This is a genomic window from Microvirga arsenatis (assembly GCF_009910705.1).
Classification (GTDB): domain Bacteria; phylum Pseudomonadota; class Alphaproteobacteria; order Rhizobiales; family Beijerinckiaceae; genus Microvirga; species Microvirga arsenatis.
On record NZ_JAAAXJ010000023.1, the window covers coordinates 23939 to 41969 of the forward strand.

Sequence of the window (18031 nt, forward strand, 5' to 3'; positions counted from 1 at the left end):
CGATGGAAGAGGGTGCAGCCCGCCGTGTCAAAGCTCTCGCGAAGGAGGGTGAAGAGAGGGCCGTCTCGGGGTCACGGGACGTGCAAAACAGCTCCGAGGCGGGCCCTTGGGCGTGGCGACCGACCGGAACTGCCCCTGTTTCGCTCCCGTTAGTACGTGCTTTCGCTCAAAGGAGTGACGCTATGGACCTTTGGCAGCTGATTGCGAACGATCACGCCAACATCGCGGACCTCTGCGGAGAGATTCCCCGGGCCTTCCCCGATGGCGGCGTCCGGAGCCGGGAGCGCCTGTTCAGCGAACTCGAGACCGAACTCCGTCGGCATCTGGAGGCGGAGGAGGAAAGCCTCTACGACACGCTTGAGGACCACGATCGCGCCGAACACCTCGCCGCCGAACTGGAACACGAGCATGAGGAGATCAAGCGCCGGCTCGCCGAGCTTGCCCGCATGCGGGACAAGGGGAGCCAGGACTGGACCCAAAGGTTCCGTGATCTGGCAGCCCTGATCGAGGGGCATTTCCATCGCGAGGAGCACGAGCTCCTGCCGCTGGCGCGCGAGATCCTGGACGAGGAGGAGGTTCGCGAACTCCGCCAAGAGTATGTGGAGGAGAACATCGAGGCGCTGCGGGCGCGGCATCGCGGCTGGGACCTGCCCTCGTCCGGCCTGCTGCTTGGAGCTTTGGTCGGCGCGGCAGCGGGGGCTCTTGCCTTTGCGGCTTGGCGCACCGGCGCTCTACGAGGTCTGACGGCGCAGACGCCGATGCAGCTTCTCCTGTCGCGGTCCCCAGTGCTCAATCGGCTTACCGGCCGCGGCATGCGAACCATGAGCCAATACGGGGCCGAGGTGTTGAAGGACGTCGCACAACGCACGCGCACGTCGGTCCAGGATGTCTCTGCGCGCCTGCGCCTGCCGCTTGGGACGACCTATTCGATCATGGCGAATCTTGAGCGGCAGGGGCTCGTGCGCTCCGCCAGACGCCAAGGGCCGGTCCGCGAACGCGTGGTGGCGATCACGACAAGGGGCCGCGAGGAGGCGCGACGCTGATCTCGTGGCTCCGTCCCCGGTGGGCCGATGGCCGGAGGATCACGGCCAGGCTCCTGGCGCCATGGCAGCGGTCGGGTCGCCGCCGGTGCCGGGAACTGCCTCATTGGTTGTCTCGGGCGCGGTGCTGGTGCGGCCGGGCATCGACCCGTTGGAACCTGACAGTGCCGCCTTGAGGCCGAGCCTCCTGCTCGGGCGAGAGGGACGAGCGAGCGCAGGACACGTGCGCGGAAACACTTCAGCTCCTCCAGCACCCCGTCCGGCTACACCTGGCGGACAAGGACAAACAGCGCCGAGATGTTGGGCTGCCCGGCCTCACCGGTGGAGCGGATGAACTCATCGCTGATCCTGTAATCGGCCCAGCTCCCGGACAGCGCTCCCGCCCGGGCGCCGAGCGCCGCGCCGGTGGCCAGGCTGATCAGCGGGTTCATGAAGATGATGCCGACGAGCGAGCCCCACATGGCGCCCCAAAGGCTGCCGGAGGCCGCGCCGGCGCCCACCACGTCGACGCTCTTCTTCAGGCGCAGCTTGCCGTCCGAGCCGCGGATCGCCACCACCGCGTCCTCCAGGGCGATGAGATACTCCTTCTGCAGGCGCACCAGCTCGGTTACGGCCCGATCCGCCTCGTACGGATCCCAGAAGCCTACTACAACAATTCTGCCATCCGTTTCCTCCGTGTCGCTCCTGAGACGGCTGGTCCGTCCTGCCCGATGGTGCCTCCTGCCCATGCGGGCACATCTGCAGCCACGGGTCACTCGGCAGCCGTCTGGCCTTTGTCGCCCGATCCACGCTGGGCCTCCCGGTCAAGCTCGACCGCGTTGCGATGGTCGCCTGCCGCACCGGCGGCCTGTGACCCACCTTCCGCCTTCGGCTGGGGCTCCAGCATGACCTTCTTCTCGTGGCTGTCCCAACGCGCAATCACACGGTCGCCCTCATGGATCTCGTTCGCCAGCATGGCGCGGGCGAGCTGGGTTTCCAGCTCCGAGCGGATCAGGCGCCGCAGCTCGCGGGCGCCGAACTCCGGTCGGAATCCCGCCGCGGCCAAGTGGTCGACGAGGCTGCCGTCGATGACGAGCTCGACTCCCTGGCCATGCGCTGTGCGCTTCACCCGTTCCAGCTGCAGCTCCACGATGGAGCGGATCTGGTCACGGGCAAGGGCATGGAAGACGATGATCTCATCGATACGGTTGATGAACTCCGGCCGGAAATGGCTGCGCAGCACGTCCATCAGCTCGCGCTTGAGGCGGGCCTGATCGTCCTCGGCCGTGCCGCGCACATTGATGTGGCGCTGGATGATGTCGGATCCTAGGTTCGATGTGGCGATCAGGATCGTGTTGGTGAAGTCGACCACACGCCCCTTGCCGTCGGTGAGACGACCGTCGTCGAAGACCTGCAGCAGCACGTTGTAGACATCCGGGTGAGCCTTCTCGATCTCGTCCAGCAGCACCACGGAGTAGGGGCGCCGGCGCACGCGCTCGGTGAGCTGTCCGCCTTCCTCATAGCCGACGTAGCCGGGAGGCGCGCCGATCAGGCGGGCCACCGCATGCCGCTCCATGTACTCCGACATGTCGAGGCGGATCATGGCGTCCTCCTCGCCGAACACGGTCTCGGCAAGCGCCTTGGCCAGCTCGGTCTTGCCAACGCCGGTAGGGCCGAGGAACAGGAAGGTCGCGATGGGGCGGCGCCCTTCGCGCAGGCCGGCCCGGGCGAGGCGCACGGCGTCGCTCACCGCCTTCACGGCCTCTTCCTGGCCGATCACCCGCTGGTGCAGGCGCTCCTCCATCCTTACCAGGCGCTGGCGCTCCTCGGTGGTGAGCTCGTTGACCGGCACGCCTGTGAGCTTGGACACCACCTGCGCGATGTGCTCTGTGCGAACTTCCGCCGAGGCCGAGCCGCGCTCGCGCCGCCAGCGTTCGGTCGCCTCCTGCAGCTCCTTGTTGCGAGCATCGTGCTCGGCCTGGATCTGGGACGCGCGGTCGAACTGCTTGCGCGAGGCAGCGTAGTCCTGCTCGCGCTTGAGCTGGCGAACCTCCGCCTCCAGTTCCTGCACTTCGACCGGCCGCGCCGTCGTGGAGATCTTTACCCGCGCCGCCGCCTGATCGATCAGGTCGATGGCCTTGTCGGGCAGGAAGCGGCCGGTGATGTATCGGTCGGACAATTCCGCGGCCGCAATGATCGCCTCGTCGGTAATAGTCACCTTGTGGTGCGCCTCCAGGGTGTCGCGCAGGCCGCGCAGGATCATGATGGTCTGAGAAACCGTTGGCTCGGGCACGAAGACCGGCTGGAAGCGGCGCTCCAGGGCCGCGTCCTTCTCGATGTGCTTCTGGTACTCGTTCAGCGTGGTCGCGCCGATCAGGTTGAGCTCCCCGCGCGCGAGGGCCGGCTTGAACACGTTGGCGATGTCGAGCCCACCTTCGCCGCCCCCCTGGCCCGCACCTACGATGGTGTGGATCTCGTCAATGAACAGGATCAGCTCGTCCTCGCGCTCGGTGACCTCCTTCAGGATCTGCTGCACACGCTCTTCGAACTCGCCGCGATACTTGGAGCCGGCCACCATCGAGTTGATCGACAGCTCGACCAGGCGCTTGTTGCGCAACGCCTCGGGCACCTCGCCGGCCACCATGCGCTGGGCGAGGCCCTCGACGATGGCGGTCTTGCCAACGCCCGGCTCGCCGATGAGCACCGGGTTGTTCTTCTTGCGCCGGGCCAGCACCTCGATGGTGGTCTCGATCTCGCGGGCGCGCCCGATCACCGGATCAAGCTTGCCCTCGCGTGCGAGCTTGGTGAGATCGCGGGCATATTTGTCGAGGTTGGGTGTGTTGGTCGGTGTGTCGACGCGGCCTTCCTCGGCGCCGCGGCCCACCACCTTGGTGACCTGCTGGCGGATCGCCTGGGGCGTGAGCCCATAGCGGCGCAGCACGTCGGCCGCGATGCCTTCGCCCTCCTCGGCAAGGCCGATGAGCAGGTGCTCGGGCCCGACATAGGAGTGCCCGAACTCGCCCGAGACGGAAAACGCACGGGAGAGCGCGTCCTTCACGCGCGGCGAGACACCGATCTCGCCGCCTTCCTCCGGATTGAAGTCGCCCCGCCGGCTTTCCTGCACGATCTGGTTGCGCAGGTCGTCAAGGGACACCTTGAACTGGTCAAGGATGGTCCGGACGACATCGCTTTCGGTGAGCGCCAGGAGGAGGTGCTCGGTGTCGACCTCCTTGCGGCCGAAGTCGCCCGCCCGACGGGCGGCGGCTTGGAGGATCTGCTCCGCATGCTCGCTCAGGCGGTCCGAGACGCTCGCCGCCGCGCCCCGGCCGCGGGCGCGTCCACGCCCTGACCGCACCGGAATGGGGGTGCCACCATCTCCCGTTTTGGGAACCTCATCCGTACCGTCCCTGGCGCTCGTGAGCGGACTCTCGCCGAAGAAGTCGCCGCCGAAAAACTCGTCGAACAGGCCACCGTGCCGGCCGAAGAGGGACTCGAGTGGCGAGCTTGACCGCTGCTGGCGGGCGAGGCGCCGGTAATCGACGTCGCACAACTCCATGCTTTGGCGCTGGCCGTTGCTCACCACCTGTGCCCGAACCGTCGCAGGCCGCACCCCACATACGTCACAGAGTCCATTCGCCATGGCTACTGCTCCCGGATCACATTTTCGTGCCCAAAGGATACGCGTTGCTGATCGAGGTAGTTTCAGCTTGGCTGACGAGAAAGCCCTCGGGAACGGACGGGTGACAGTGGTTCCGAAGGGCGGCACGTTGCGGCCGCCTGGCTGGCAGTCAGCTTGTCAGCCTGCCAGCAAACGGCAGTTGCCGCCGTGGATCGCATCGAAGCCCCTAGCCGTCAGCTTGACCGTCGACGCGTCCGGGGCCACAAGGTAACCGGCATTGATGAGCTCCCTAATGGCCACGGCGACCGCGGGATCGGTGCCGAGCCGCTCGTCAATCTCGGCGATGGTCATGCGGGCGCCGGGCAGCCGATGAGACTGACGGAACAGGTCGAGGATCTCGCAGGCGATCACGCTAAAGCTCATGGGTCCACGCCTCCGTCTCTAAGGTGTGGGTCCGCGGCTCACGCGGTGACCTGATCTTGAAGGCCCTGGCTCAGGCAGGGGTAGGCGACTGGTCGAGGTAGTTGACCCACAGGGTGATCAGCGTCATCGTCACCACGGCCAAGCCCGCCGTGATGTGCATGCCGGCCGCATTCTTGATCTCGCCGAACCCGAGCAACCAGGGGGCGAGCAATGCGCAAGTACCCAAGGCCAAGGTCGCCCAGCCCTGCCAATCCCGCGCCTCGATGGTTCGCGCGAGCGTGGTCGCCCCGAGCAGAAGCCCGATGAGAACCGCGCTCCAAGCCGCAGCTGATGCATCCGCATAACGGAACGTCCACGGTGACGCGACCAGCATGAGGGCCATCGCCGCGTTAACGGTCTCGGCTATAGTCCACTGCTGCGGAGTGCGGTACCGATCAACGGTTTCGCGTTCATAGATCCTGGGACTGAAGTTCATCGTATCACCTCCGTCTTCGAAGTCAGTGCTACGCGAGTTCGAACACCAAGTATCTGCATCTGGATGGCACAGGCTCCGCCTGCACACGTGTGCAGATGGGATCACCGGCGGCAGGTGTCCAGAGGCCGCGTTCAACGGGTGGTGAGACGGCCGCCGCGCAGTCCTCCCGATCCGCCAGTGCCGCCTTCCAGAAGCCTTTCACGGGACGGTGGTTGCTCAAACATCAGCGTTTCCGCGATCAGGAGCTGCATCTTTACGCCTGCCGGCGGCATCAACGGCCAATTGGATCCGCCTTCAATCCTTCGCGTGGAATTTTTTACCTTAGAGGAGGTCACCGGCAGTGCAGGTCATCTGGACCACTTCCGCGATCGCCTCGGTACATGTCCGCTGTCTCTCAGGAGAGCGGAGGACGGGATCCTCCCATGCGCGTTGAGCACTGTCAGCACGTCCGGGCCCGCGGCACCGGGCGCGGGAGCGGTCATTTCCGCCCCTTCGGAGTCGGCGCTTGACTCAAGGCAGCTCGCTCCCAGTGCGCATCACGAGCGAACGGGATGCTCCTCGACCAAAGTTCCGATCAGTCGGAGCAATTCTTGGTGCTCGGGCCCCGTTCCGGAGCTGAGAAACGTCCCGAGATCAATGTGCGCCACGTGACCTCCGGAGGCCACGTTGGCCTCATGCCGGATAAAGATTTCCCCTGAGGTGTCGCGGATAAGATACCAGCGGTCGCCGTTCGGACTGCTATAAATTGCACGGGCCTTCTTCATGCACAAACCTCCAGCAAGATGTCAGACGGGTCATCCGACAACCGGATGCAGTCGCGAGAGAGTTATACAGCCTGCCGGCGCGATGGCCCAGATCTTGCATCGGAAGCCGCCCGGCCTGAAGTGTGACTCCGCCTGTAGCGCCCCAGCTAATCGTTCCCGGCGTCAGGTCGGTCGAGGCCGATCACAGCCTTGAGGATGTCGTCCGGACCGAACTCGTGGCCAGCTTCGATCTGCAGCAAAGTCATCAGGTGAGTTCGAGCCCGGTTGACCCGGCTCTTGATGGTTCCGATGGCGACGCCACACACGGCCGCCGCCTCCTCGTAGGAAAGCCCCTGAGCGCCCACCAAGATCAAGGCCTCGCGATGCAGCGGGGCGAGGTTTCCGAGCGCGTGCCAGAAATCCTCAAATTCGAGATGCGACTGCTGTTCGGGACAGATCATCAGTCCGGCCGCCCGCTTACCTTCCGGGTCGTCCACCTCGCGCTGGCGCCGCCGCTGTTCGGAGTAGAACAGGTTGCGCAGGATGGTGAAGAGCCACGCTTTGAGATTGGACCCCATCTCAAACTGCTCGGCATGCGACCAAGCGCGCAGGATCGTCTCCTGCACGAGATCATCGGCCCGGGGCGCATCACGGGTGAGCGATAGGGCAAAGGCGCGAAGCTCGGGCAGGGCCGCCAGGATGAGCGTGCTGAACTGAGCGTTCGCCTTCATCGGACATCTCCTCAGCCTCGGCACCTGTCTGTTTCCGACAGGAGCCGTCCTCGGCTAGGCCCTGGCCATCAGCGCCTAGCTGATGGCCCTTCGGTGCCGCGGACGCTTAGGAGGCTCGTATCGCGGAAGCGTGGATCAGCCACAGCCCAACAGCCGCTAGGACCGCGACGGCCAGCCCGACGAGCACATGGGTCCACATGGCCGTCGTGACGCCGGCAAAGCCGAGGGCCCAGGGGGCCGCAGCGGTCCAGAGCCCGAGGGCGGCATTGACCCATTCCTCCCATTCCTGCAGCTCAGTGATCGCGAGCGCAGCCATCAGGCCGACCGCCAGGCCGCACAACCCCGCGTTCCAGGTCGCAACCTGGACGTCACGGAAGCCGACGAGCCACGGTGAGAAGAACAGGAACACCGCCAGGATGCTATTGAGGATGTTCGTTGCAGTCAGCTCACTCCTGTGTTTCAGCCCAATCATCGCCAACCTCCCTTTCTCGAAGCGAAGGTTCATGCATCGTGCCGTGCAGGCGCTGTGCGCCGGGCGAGGCCGGAGCCCTCGCCTGGCGAAATCGGTCTGACGCCGTCATGGCGTCGTTGGCACCGCCGATCTTTAAGCCTTCTCGTGCTCGATTATTTTCGAGCCGTTGCCGCGGGCAACCCGGATGCGCTTCGGCCGCATCTCCTCGGGAACCTCGCGCACGAGATCAAGCGTCAACAACCCATTCTCCAGCTTCGCTGCCTTGACCTGGACGTAATCGGCCAGGTTGAAGCTCTGCTTGAACGTGCGGGCCGGAATGCCCCGGTGCAGGATTTGGACCGGCTTGTCCTCGGGATGCTTCTGTCCGGAGACGATCAGCGTGGTATCCTGCTGGACGAGCTCGATCTCGTCCGGCGAGAAGCCAGCCACCGCCATCACGATGCGGTAGTGGTCAGTGTCGACCTTCTCAATGTTGTAGGGCGGCCAGCTGGTCGTCGTCTCAACCTGCGGGGTTTGATCGAGTATGTCAAAGAGCCGGTCGAAACCGACCGTGGAGCGGTACAGGGGGGAGAAATCGAAAGCCGTTCTCATCGCCATATCCTCCATTGAGCAACATGGGTCCGAGAGCGCCGGACACCCGCCGGCGCCCGCGCCAAGCCATTGATAAGCCTTGACAATCTTGGATTTAGGTGATCCTCGGGAGTTTTCAAGAGGCGCGAACTGCCGGGCAGAACCCTGGCATGCCCTGGTTCGCGGGGCGCGTCGTGCCTGGTCGGGAAGAGATAGCCGGCGGCCGGGTTTCCGTCGGAAACGGCCAGGCGGATGGGACCGGAGGAGAGCACCGACTCGAGTGACGGTCCTGAATGTTCGGGGCTATGCCGGAGCCTTTAGCACCTCCGCAGGCGTCGCGATCAGTCCACAGAACCCGTCCCTCAGGCTACGGTCCAGAAGCCGCCGAAACCTCCCCGAGGTGGTCTGCGGGGTGATGGAGAGCCCGGCTCAGGCTAGGAAGGGGTCATGCTCGGACGAACGGCGGAGCCGTTTTCCATCCGTTAAGGTGGTCGCTTGCCGTGAAACTCACCCCCAGACACAGGCCACAATCCGCACCACCTCGGACGACAATCCCGTCCGCTGAAGATCTTCCCTGATCGTGAGATGAACGCTGACGGGAAGAGAGGGTACAACCGGGTGACTGCCGCGTTCGTTGTTCGGCCAGCGGTAGACGAGGTTTTCCCTCGGAGAGGCAGCGGGAGGGTCCAACCTCGACCCAGAGGCCTCGGGCCTTGGCGTCACCGGAAAGTCCGATAATCACTGGCTGTTCTGTTAGCCCCCAGTGCACTGGTCCGAAGTGCATCCTGGAAACTGCCGATGAAGTACCGCGTTACCAGGATGGCACGGAGAGTGTGCTGAACCTCGTGAGGTTTCGCCATGACCATGTCGGAAATCACCAACAGGCTGAAATACGATATCTCGGATGCGCTCAAGCGCGTGACCGGCAAGCTGCCGTTCCGCAAGGAAGGGCAGAGCGGCCAGTCCACCGCTGCGAGCAATCGATCCGGGTCGAAGAAATAGGCCCATGTAGTGGGGCGCTCGGACGAGCGCCCCACCTTACAGCAGAAACGTAGGCCCGGGCTTCTTCCCCATCCCGGCGGATCCTCGGATCATCAACTGGATCAGCCCTTTAAAGGAGGTACGCGCGGGAACGAGGTGATTCCTTTATGGATTGCCGGGTGTTTCACGGCTGCTGAAGCCTTCGCATATCCGAATTGTTACGCGTCCAACCTTCATTGCACGGAGGAACGGATGAAGCTGAAAGGCGTCGATCGAACCATCCTGGTGCAAAGCTCGAACATCGATCTGGGCGACGTTCTCCCCGACTACGCCCGGACGAGGATCCTGCAGATGGCAGGCAAATACTTCGGGCATCTGAACACCGCCAGCGTCCACTTCACCCGCGAGGGTGTCCTATATAGGTGTACGGTCAACGTTCAGATGGGCGCGCTCAAGATGATGAGCGGCGAGGCCAAGAGCTCCGACATCTATGCTGCCTTCAAGCTGGCGCTTGAGAGGGTTGCCAAGCAGCTGCGGCGGGCCAAGCGCGAGCTGCGCGAGGACAAGGCGCAGCGTCTCGACAAGCATCTGGACTGGCTGGGTTCGACGCGGCGTCACCTCGCTGGCCGCCGCGTCGACCAGAGCGCCAGGCATGCCGGTGCGTATTGATCATGGCAGCACCTATCGGGTAGCTGCGGAATAGTCTGACGATCGGAAACCCACCAGGCCCGTTCGAGTGGACGGGAGCGGACGCCGGCTGTTTGCTCCCGTCCGGCACCGGCACATTGTCAGGAAGGCCGATGCCGGAGGATTCATCGCCATCCTGCACCAGACCGCGGCGCTTCTGCCACAGAGGCCGCCGGATCGATCCAGGGCATGCCAAGTCTAACCCTGCTCGACTCGTACATGGATGAATTCCGGTCAAGGAAACTATCGAGCGGATCAGGGAATTGACAGGTCAGGCCTGACCAGGCCTACATCGTTCGATAGGCCGTGGCCTGCGAAACCATTTTTCAGATTAAAACCAGAAGGGAGACCGACAGCATTCATGAATACCGAGATGCGCCGCACTTTTGTCCCTGATGAGGCTTTGACCCAAACCCGTCCAACCCTCGCCAACCTATATCGTGAGCGGCAGAGCGGGTTAGTGTCCCGTGACGCTTCCCGTATGCGCTACGACCTGTTCCGGAACCGCCATGAACCGGAGCTCTGCTGCGCCGTTCCCGAACACCGGCCCGCTCCCGCGTTCGTCCGATCCGAAGGTTGGCAGCTTGCCGGTCAGATCGACGCCACCGCCCCGATGCCACTGGGTTTCGACCGCGAAGCGGCCAGTATTGGGGCACACCTCAACGGGTTCTATCTGTTCGTGGCATTCAGTCCGCTGCCAGCATTGAGGTCCAATGCTCCTGATGATGCGCCCTTGGCTCGTGCCCGCTCACGAAGCCCGTCCGAGCGGTATGCGCAGCACTCTTGAAATTGAAAAGAACCTCTCACTAAATAAACAGTGGCTAAGGCTCCCAAAAAGCTTGGCATATCGGGCGCCGGCGGGTGTCCGGCGCTCTTGTGGTTACATTGCTCAAGGGAGGATGTAGCTATGAGGAGTGCGCTCGATTTCTCTCCCCTGTACCGCTCGACAGTCGGCTTCGACCGGCTCTTCGACCTGATCGACCAGTCCGCTCGCATGGAGGCTGCACCCAGCTGGCCACCGTACAACCTCGAAAAGCTCGGTGACGATCATTACCGCATCACTATGGCTGTGGCAGGCTTCTCGCCGGACGATATCGAGATCACCCAGGAAGAACACTCGCTGCTGGTGGCCGGACGGAAGCACCCTGAGCAGGAGAACGGACGATTTCTGCATCGCGGCATCGCCACCCGCGCCTTCAAGCAGACCTTCAACTTGGCGGACCACGTCAAAGTCCAAGAGGCGAGACTGGAGAACGGCCTGCTGACGGTTGATCTCGTGCGGGAGGTGCCGGAGGAGATGAAGCCGCGCCGGATCGAGATCACGACCGGCGGCGTTCCGAAGACCGCCAAGCATGACAAGGCCGCATAGAAACCCGATCAATCTGGAATGATCGCTGGGCCAGTCAGCTGCCCGGCCCAGCCCCTTGCTCGATGGAGGAAGGACACGATGGGTCGAGTAACCATTGACCGGCGAACCAATCAAGAATGGTCACCCCCATCCTTGCGATTGAAAGGCTACTGGCACGGTGAGCGGCTTGAGGCACACCGTCTTTCGTTCCAAGCCCCCCAGGAGGTTCTGACCCGCACGGCGTTACATACCAGCAAGAAGCGGGCGATCCTCGCCGATTGGGCTTCCGATGCCTGCGCGGTGGAGAACCTGCGAAACTGGCGCAAGCTGCCCCAACCCAGCGCTCTCGTGCTCCTGGACGACATCCGCGGCACCCTGCGGGTGCTGGACAGAGGCACGCTCCACTAGGCGGGGAGGGCGACATGACCGCGCTCGACCCACGCGACTGGCCGGGTCTGCCAGACTGGCTCGACCCGCATGAGAGGCGCCGCAGTCCGCAGGAAGCCAATCGAGAGGTGCTGGAACGGTGCTGCATGTCGGTGGCGTTCTGTCTGTGCTTTGCGGCTATAGCACCGGTTCGCCTGATGCCGTTTGTGTTCGCCGGGCTGCTGTTCCTAGCTGGAATTGCCTCTGTGAGCCTCGCGGTTTTGCGGGGTGAACGGCCGCTGGTCACGCACCTGACTGCTTGGGATGAGGCAGCCTTCCTGTTCACCGCGACCCTAGGGCTGCGCCTCTGGCTCGAGCGGTTCCCGGCCGAGTGAATGCAATCGAGAATGTTCACCAACTGACACATATCGGGAGCACTGCAATGGAGCAGCAGACGATCAGGGTCGGAGAGACCCGCTTACCACCGTTCTTTCCAAGCACAGGGCGTCTTTGGCCCGAGAGAGGGAGAAAAGTCCATCTGAAAGGTCCGGCGGATGTCTTCCATCAACCACCGGGCCAGCGAGTAGAAGCACCAAACCCCGCAGGGGTCCTGCGACGGGCTTCTTGGCTGCGTGGCCGCTCCCCACTCCTGCCGGATCTCGACCAAGCCCTTGTCAACCCGGCATCCGTCTTCGACACGCCTCAAGACGTCGTGCGCCATCCTCTGCTGACGATCGACTGCAAGCGAGAGATCCTTGGGCGCTGGGCCTGGGATGAGTATCTCCTTGAACTCGCCGATGCCGAGGGCATGTCAGGAGATTACCCCTCCCGACTGGACGAGGTTAAGGCGGCGCTGCGGCTCGTCAGCAAGGAGCACAGTCCTGACCCTGCGGCGCCCGCAGCTCCTATTATGTCTTGCTGCTGGGACGAGAATGCCCTTGCCGCTTAGCGACCGAGGTTCCCGGGAGGAGACCCGAGCGGTCTCTCAGGTATTCTGATGGCCGGAGAGATTCATGCTCTTGCTCTAATCCGTCGTGCCATCCCGTCTGGTTCGTGCTGCCGCACCGCAGAAGGCGAGGATATCTGCTTTGCTTCTCCGGTGGCCGGGACGAGGGGGCCGACACCGGCTGCCACACGAATAGTCGGCGACCGGGACGCCTTTACGGCGTCGCGGGCAGCAGTTCAAAGAGGAGGAGCGTACGGCCGAGCGCCTCGAAAGGCGCTCCTGCGGGCAGGACTACATTACTGGAACCATCGACCTGGTTGGTGTCTGTCAAACATCTCCACTTCTGACCCCCGACGACCTGTGGCAGCGTGAAGAGGACGCTGTCATGATATGCGTTCAGGACAAGGAACAGGGTGACCTCAGCTCCGCGTTTTCTGATTCCTGTCGGCTGGGCGCGCCCATCGAGGAGGATACCGAGCGCCCGTGCGTGCGGGTCCTGCCAATGCGCCGGCGCCATTTCCTCTCCCGCCGGAGTCAGCCATGTCACGTCCTTGACGCCGAGTTGTTCGTTGTAGACGCCGGTCACAAACCGGCTGCGACGCAGCATGGGCAGGGTGTGGCGCAGCTCGATCAGGCGGCGGGTGAATGAAATGAGTGCCCGTCCGTCCTCGCCGATTCCGCCCCAATCGATCCAAGAGATCTCGTTGTCTTGAGCATAGGCGTTGTTGTTGCCGGATTGCGTGCGGGCGAACTCATCCCCCGCCAGGAGCATCGGCGTGCCTTGCGAGAACAGCAGCGTGGCGAGCATGTTGCGCATCTGCCGGGACCGGAGCGCGCGGATGGCGGGATCGAAGCTGGGCCCTTCGACGCCATAGTTGGCGGAAAGGTTGTGTGCGTGCCCGTCGCGGTTGTCTTCGCCGTTGGCGTGGTTGTGTTTGTGCTCGTAAGACACGAGGTCGTTGAGGGTGAAGCCGTCATGGGAGGTGACGAAGTTAACCGAAGCGAATGGCTTCCGACCCCGCCGGTTGAACAGATCCCCGGAGGCCGTCACGCGGGCGGCGAGTTCCGGCAGCCGCCCTTCGTCGCCGCGCCAGTAGGCGCGGACGGTATCGCGGTAGCGGTCGTTCCACTCCGACCAGCCCGGCGGAAAGCGGCCAACCTGGTAGCCGCCAGGCCCGAGGTCCCATGGCTCCGCGATGAGCTTGACTTGGCTTAGCACGGGATCCTGACGGCAGGAGTCGAGAAAGCCGCCACCCTCATCAAACCCGTAGGCTTCTCTTCCCAGGATGGTCGCGAGATCGAACCGGAAGCCGTCGACGTGCATCTCCTGCGCCCAATACCGAAGACTGTCGGTGACCATCTGCAGGACGCGCGGATGGCTTAAGTTGACTGTGTTCCCGGTGCCGGTGTCGTTGATGTAGTAACGGGGATCTGGCGCAAGTCTGTAGTAGGACGCATTGTCGATGCCCTTGAACGACACCGTCGGCCCGAGCTCGTTTCCTTCAGCGGTATGGTTGTAGACTACGTCCAGGATCACTTCGATGCCGGCCTCATGGAAGTGGGCCACCATCTCCTTGAATTCGGTGATGAAGGGGGTCCCGAGATAGCGCGTATGAGGCGCAAAAATGCCGATGGTGTTGTAGCCCCAGTAGTTCCGCAGGCCTTTCTCGATCAGATGGGCCTCATCGATGAAGGCGTGAACCGGGAGAAGCTCAACCGCCGTCACTCCAAGGCGTTTGATGTGGTCGATCACCGACCGGTGCATCATCCCGGAGAACGTCCCGCGCAGCCTGTGCGGAACCGCGGGATGGCGCATCGTGTAGCCGCGCAGATGCGCCTCGTAGATGATTGTGCGGTCCCACGGCACTCGCGGGCGACGCTCGTTGCCCCAGGTGAAGGCCGGGTCGACCACCCGGCACTTGGGCATGAACGGCGCGCTGTCGCGGGTGTCGAAGGACAGGTCCCTCTCAGGCGCGCTGACAGTGTACCCGAACAGGGCGGTATCCCAGGTGAGCTCGCCGACGATCTGCTTTGCGTAAGGATCGAGCAGGAGCTTGTTTGGGTTGAAGCGGTGACCAGCCGCGGGCTCATATGGTCCATGCACGCGGTACCCGTAAGTGGTGCCGGGACGGGCGTCGGGCAGGTAGCCGTGCCAGACCTCCTCGGTGTACTCCGGAAGTTCGATGCGCTCCAGCTCGCGCTTGCCAGTCTCGTCGAAGAGGCACAGCTCCACCTTTGTAGCGTTGGCGGAGAACAGGGCGAAATTGACGCCAAGCCCGTCCCAGGTGGCCCCAAGCGGAAACGGCAGGCCTTCGCGAATAAGGGAGGATTGTGCGAGCGCCGGTGAGGCCGCCGGCGCGGGCTCGTGCTGGTCGGCGGTGGGACTCCGGTCTTGCAGGTTCATGGGGCACCAGGAGAAAGGGCGGAGGCTGGAAGCCTAGACGTCACCGGTGCGAAAGGCGAGCCCTGTGGCCGCCGGAGGCGGACAGCATGAAAAGCGGACCGCGGCCGCGCCTGACGTGACGGCTCGCCTGACGAGGGGTTTGTCATGGCTCCCAGCGCGCGGCAACGGGTGCCACCCCTCTCGTCGCATGGCCCAACAAGGGCCGCGCTGAGGAGACGGGATTGGCCGACGGAGACTGTTCCGGAGCGGGGTTCGTAGGTGCTGCCGGCAGCGGCAGCTCCAGGAAGAAGCTGAGGCCGTCGCGGTCGAAATCAAACCGGAGATCCGCTTTGCATTGGTGCTTGAGGACCTGCTGGATCAACTTCGATCCAAATCCCGTGCGGCTGGGTTTCTCAACTGGAGGTCCCTGCCGTTCCGTCCAGCGAAATGTCAGAACGCGGCCCTCACTGGTTTCAGTAATATCCCACCTCACCTCCAAGCGTCCTTCAGGGACAGCGAGGGCGCCGTATTTCGCGGCGTTGGTGGTGAGCTCGTGAAACGCCATGCCCACCGGCACGGCGAGATCGGCGGACAGCTCGACCTCGGGTCCGATCAAATGGACGCGTTCCGACCCCTCCCCGGCGAAAGGGGCCAGTTCGCTGCGGAGGATGTCAGCCAACGCCGCCGTCCTCCACGAGGATTCGACCAGGAGGCTGTGGGTCCTGGACAGGGCGAGAATGCGGTCCGCGAACACTTTCTTGAAGTCGTCGACCGTCTTTGCCGAACCTGCCGTTGCCCGGAGGAGGGCCAGGACGGTGGCGAGGGTGTTCTTCACCCGGTGATGCAGCTCGCGGATGAGGAGCGCCTGATGCTCTTCCGAGCGCTTCCTCTCCTCCAGGTACGCCTCGGCCTCGCGTTGCCGTCGCCTTGCGCGCAGGGCCGACCGGACCGCGTTCACGAGGATTGACGGGTGGAAGGGCCGCTCGAGCACGGTGACGTTCCCGAGCACTTCGGTCAGGCGGGTGCTGGCGGAGCCGCCACGGAGCGTTAAAAGGATGAATGGGAAATCCGACCACGGCGGCTGACGGACGATCCATTCGGCGAGGGCCGTGACGTTGGCGTGGGCGAGCGCCTCCTCCGCGATCACCGCGCAACCGGCCCGACCCAGTTCCTGGACAAGCGTTTCAAGATCGGGGCAGATCCTGGAGACGATCCCTGCCTGTGTGAGGACCCCCTCTGCGACGGTCGCGTCGCGCCCTAGAGGGGCAAGAATCAGAGCCGGCACATCATTCTCCGCTACTGCTGCGAGCCGCCAGGAGTGAGCTGCCGCCGCCTTCAAGCGTGGGAACGCCGGTCAGAACGCCGCGGAACTGCTCAAGCGGCTCTCCGAGACGCAGGCCCCGCTCGCCGATGCACAGCTCCCGGATGGTGTTCTCGTGGGGTCCGGTGCGCTTCTTGATGGCGGCGACAGAACGGTGGATCCGCCCGCCGGCCTCGAAGAAGCGGAGAAGCATCACCGTGTCGCTGAGGTAGGTGAGGTCGAGCGGCGACGCCATCTGCCCGACCATGCCGCTCTGGGCCAGGATCAGGATCGTGATGACGCCCTGCTGGTTCAGGTAGGTGAGCAGCTCGTGCATCTGCAGGAGCATGAAGTGCTCCTCCGGCATGGCGTTCAGGTAGCCGCTGAGGCTGTCGATCACGACGATCCGGGCACCCTCGTTTTCGACGGCATTGCGCACCCTGCCGGCGAACTCTCCCGGGGACAGGTCCGCCGGATCCACCTGCTCGACCTGCAGGGACCCAGCCTTGACGAAGGAGGCAATGTCCATGCCGATGCTGGCCGCCCGTTTCAGAATCACGTGCTCGGTCTCATCGAAGCTGACCATCAGGGCACGCTCGCTCTGGGTGAGCGCCTTGGACACGAAGGCGAGGGCCAGCGAGGACTTACCGACGCCGGAAGGACCGATCACAAGGGTGCTGGTGCCCCGCTCCAGACCACCGCCGAGGAGAGCGTCGAGTTCAGCAATGCCGCTGGTCGCGGCCTCCTGTAGGAACTCACGGCGATGATCGGCAGCCACAAGGCGAGGGAAGGCCTGAAGCCCACCCCGGCGGATGACGAAGTCATGGTAGCCGCCCCGAAAGGCCGTGCCCCGCATCTTGATGACCCGCAGGCGCCGGCGCTCGGAGCCGTAGAGGGGAGCCAGCTGGTCGAGGCGGATGACGGCATGGCTGACGCTGTGCAGGTTCAGGTCGTCCTGCTCGGAGGTCAGGTCGTCGAGGAGCAGGGCGGTCGTGTCGTGTAGCAGGAAGAAGTTCTTCAAGGCGAGCACCTGCCGCCGATACCGGAGAATGCTTTGCGACAGCAGGCGGATTTCGGAGAGGCTGTCGAAGACCAGGCGCTGCGGCTTCACCCGCTCGACTTCCGCCAGCGCCATGTTGACGGTTTCGCCGAGTTCGAGGTCGGACGCGTAGAGAAGGCTCTGCTGCTGCTTGGGATCAAGGCTCAGTTCCGGCGGGACGAGCTCATAGATCTCGACGCCGTCCAGCGCCCAGCCATGGCGCTCCGCAACGGAGAGGAGCTCACGTTTGCTCTCCGATAGGGTAATGTAGAGGCAGCGCTCGTGTCGCCGGACTCCATCCAGCAGAAACTGGAGTCCAAGGGTTGTTTTACCCGAACCGGGCCGGCCCTCCACGAGATGGGCCCGGCTTGAGGCGTACCCGCCGAGCAGAATGTCATCGAGGCCGGGCACACCGGTCGGGACCGGGGCGGCATCATTCGGGCAAAGGACGGACATAGGTTCCTTTATCCTTCATGGCCGACGCCGTTGATCGGCCTCGGGTTAGTTGGCGGTTGTCCTTCGACAGCCCTTGAATCAGCTACACTGCGCGGAGCCTCAGCCGCTCCCGTTTCGCCCGACGTAAAGAATGCCTTGACAGGTTCCTTTGTGGGCTAGTTTCGGAGAATGGTCTGTCAACTACTTTACATAGCTGGGCCATTCAGCCTTGGAAAGAGATGCGACAGTGCGGTTTAATCGGATACTCCACTTGTTGGTTGCCCCGGCTGATGTTGCTCGTACTGCTGCCTGATCAGGCCATAACATTCGCAGCAAACCTCCTCCAGGCCGTGCCGGTCGAGGATCGGGTGCCGTCGCGAGCTGTGTTGAAATTCGGGTGGCGCGATCTCCGGCATGAACATCGTATTGGGTCAGGCGGCGAGGTCAATCGTCTCCTTCGGGGCTGACGCTTGTGTCAGCGTCTTCCAGCCGTC

18 protein-coding genes are annotated in these 18031 nt (G+C 63.9%); 7 read left to right on the top strand and 11 right to left on the bottom strand.

The window, feature by feature from the left end:
- Positions 1-182: 182 nt before the first annotated feature.
- Positions 183-1043, top strand: a complete 861-nt coding sequence (locus GR303_RS21945) for a hemerythrin domain-containing protein (RefSeq protein ID WP_161726174.1) — start codon at positions 183-185, stop codon at positions 1041-1043.
- A 260-nt stretch (positions 1044-1303) separates the two neighbouring features.
- Here GR303_RS21945 and GR303_RS25350 read toward each other — a convergent pair whose 3' ends face one another.
- The 8 genes from GR303_RS25350 to GR303_RS21985 form a co-directional block, all read right to left on the bottom strand.
- A complete protein-coding gene (locus GR303_RS25350) occupies positions 1304-1768 on the bottom strand; it encodes a DUF1269 domain-containing protein (protein WP_343038494.1) in 465 nt (154 codons plus the stop codon).
- A 23-nt stretch (positions 1769-1791) separates the two neighbouring features.
- Positions 1792-4659 (bottom strand): ATP-dependent Clp protease ATP-binding subunit, encoded by a 2868-nt coding sequence (locus GR303_RS21955; RefSeq protein WP_161726173.1) that lies wholly within the window; start codon positions 4657-4659, stop codon positions 1792-1794.
- A gap of 156 nt (positions 4660-4815) precedes the next feature.
- Positions 4816-5061: a hypothetical protein gene (locus GR303_RS21960; protein ID WP_161726172.1), complete on the bottom strand. Its 246-nt coding sequence runs from the start codon at positions 5059-5061 to the stop codon at positions 4816-4818.
- 70 nt (positions 5062-5131) lie between these two features.
- On the bottom strand, positions 5132-5536 hold the full coding sequence (locus GR303_RS21965; protein ID WP_161726171.1) for an SPW repeat domain-containing protein: 405 nt from the start codon (positions 5534-5536) through the stop codon (positions 5132-5134).
- A gap of 536 nt (positions 5537-6072) precedes the next feature.
- Complete coding sequence (locus GR303_RS21970) at positions 6073-6300, bottom strand: hypothetical protein (RefSeq protein WP_161726170.1); 228 nt, start codon at positions 6298-6300, stop codon at positions 6073-6075.
- 146 nt (positions 6301-6446) lie between these two features.
- Positions 6447-7010, bottom strand: a complete 564-nt coding sequence (locus tag GR303_RS21975) for a sigma-70 family RNA polymerase sigma factor (RefSeq protein WP_161726169.1) — start codon at positions 7008-7010, stop codon at positions 6447-6449.
- 106 nt (positions 7011-7116) lie between these two features.
- Positions 7117-7482, bottom strand: a complete 366-nt coding sequence (locus GR303_RS21980) for an SPW repeat protein (RefSeq protein WP_161726168.1) — start codon at positions 7480-7482, stop codon at positions 7117-7119.
- 132 nt (positions 7483-7614) lie between these two features.
- Positions 7615-8073 carry an Hsp20 family protein gene (locus GR303_RS21985; protein ID WP_161726167.1) on the bottom strand — a complete coding sequence of 153 codons (459 nt, stop codon included), beginning with the start codon at positions 8071-8073 and terminating at the stop codon, positions 7615-7617.
- An 837-nt stretch (positions 8074-8910) separates the two neighbouring features.
- Here GR303_RS21985 and GR303_RS21990 point away from each other — a divergent pair.
- The 6 genes from GR303_RS21990 (at position 8911) to GR303_RS22015 (ending at position 11829) form a co-directional block, all read left to right on the top strand.
- Entirely contained in the window at positions 8911-9054 is a 144-nt protein-coding gene (locus GR303_RS21990) for a hypothetical protein (protein ID WP_161726166.1), read from the top strand.
- Positions 9055-9285: 231 nt separating this feature from the next.
- A complete protein-coding gene (gene hpf, locus GR303_RS21995; RefSeq protein WP_161726165.1) occupies positions 9286-9702 on the top strand; it encodes a ribosome hibernation-promoting factor, HPF/YfiA family in 417 nt (138 codons plus the stop codon).
- A 379-nt stretch (positions 9703-10081) separates the two neighbouring features.
- The gene (locus GR303_RS24420; protein ID WP_201752189.1) at positions 10082-10507 is read left to right on the top strand and encodes a hypothetical protein; all 426 of its coding nucleotides are present in this window, start codon (positions 10082-10084) and stop codon (positions 10505-10507) included.
- A gap of 120 nt (positions 10508-10627) precedes the next feature.
- Positions 10628-11089 (top strand): Hsp20 family protein, encoded by a 462-nt coding sequence (locus GR303_RS22005; RefSeq protein WP_161726164.1) that lies wholly within the window; start codon positions 10628-10630, stop codon positions 11087-11089.
- A 78-nt stretch (positions 11090-11167) separates the two neighbouring features.
- Positions 11168-11476 carry a hypothetical protein gene (locus GR303_RS22010; protein WP_161726163.1) on the top strand — a complete coding sequence of 103 codons (309 nt, stop codon included), beginning with the start codon at positions 11168-11170 and terminating at the stop codon, positions 11474-11476.
- Between the two features lie 14 nt (positions 11477-11490).
- Positions 11491-11829, top strand: coding sequence for a hypothetical protein (locus tag GR303_RS22015; protein WP_161726162.1), 339 nt, complete (start codon positions 11491-11493; stop codon positions 11827-11829).
- Between the two features lie 765 nt (positions 11830-12594).
- On the opposite strand, the gene glgX is transcribed toward GR303_RS22015, so the two are convergent.
- The 3 genes from glgX to GR303_RS22030 all read right to left on the bottom strand — a co-directional run bounded on the left by glgX (position 12595) and on the right by GR303_RS22030 (position 17558).
- Positions 12595-14784 (bottom strand): glycogen debranching protein GlgX, encoded by a 2190-nt coding sequence (gene glgX, locus GR303_RS22020; protein WP_161726161.1) that lies wholly within the window; start codon positions 14782-14784, stop codon positions 12595-12597.
- Between the two features lie 142 nt (positions 14785-14926).
- Entirely contained in the window at positions 14927-16102 is a 1176-nt protein-coding gene (locus tag GR303_RS22025; RefSeq protein WP_161726160.1) for a sensor histidine kinase, read from the bottom strand.
- Positions 16050-17558: an ATPase domain-containing protein gene (locus tag GR303_RS22030; RefSeq protein ID WP_161726159.1), complete on the bottom strand. Its 1509-nt coding sequence runs from the start codon at positions 17556-17558 to the stop codon at positions 16050-16052. Before GR303_RS22030 ends, GR303_RS22025 begins: the two co-directional genes overlap by 53 nt.
- Positions 17559-18031 lie beyond the last annotated feature (473 nt).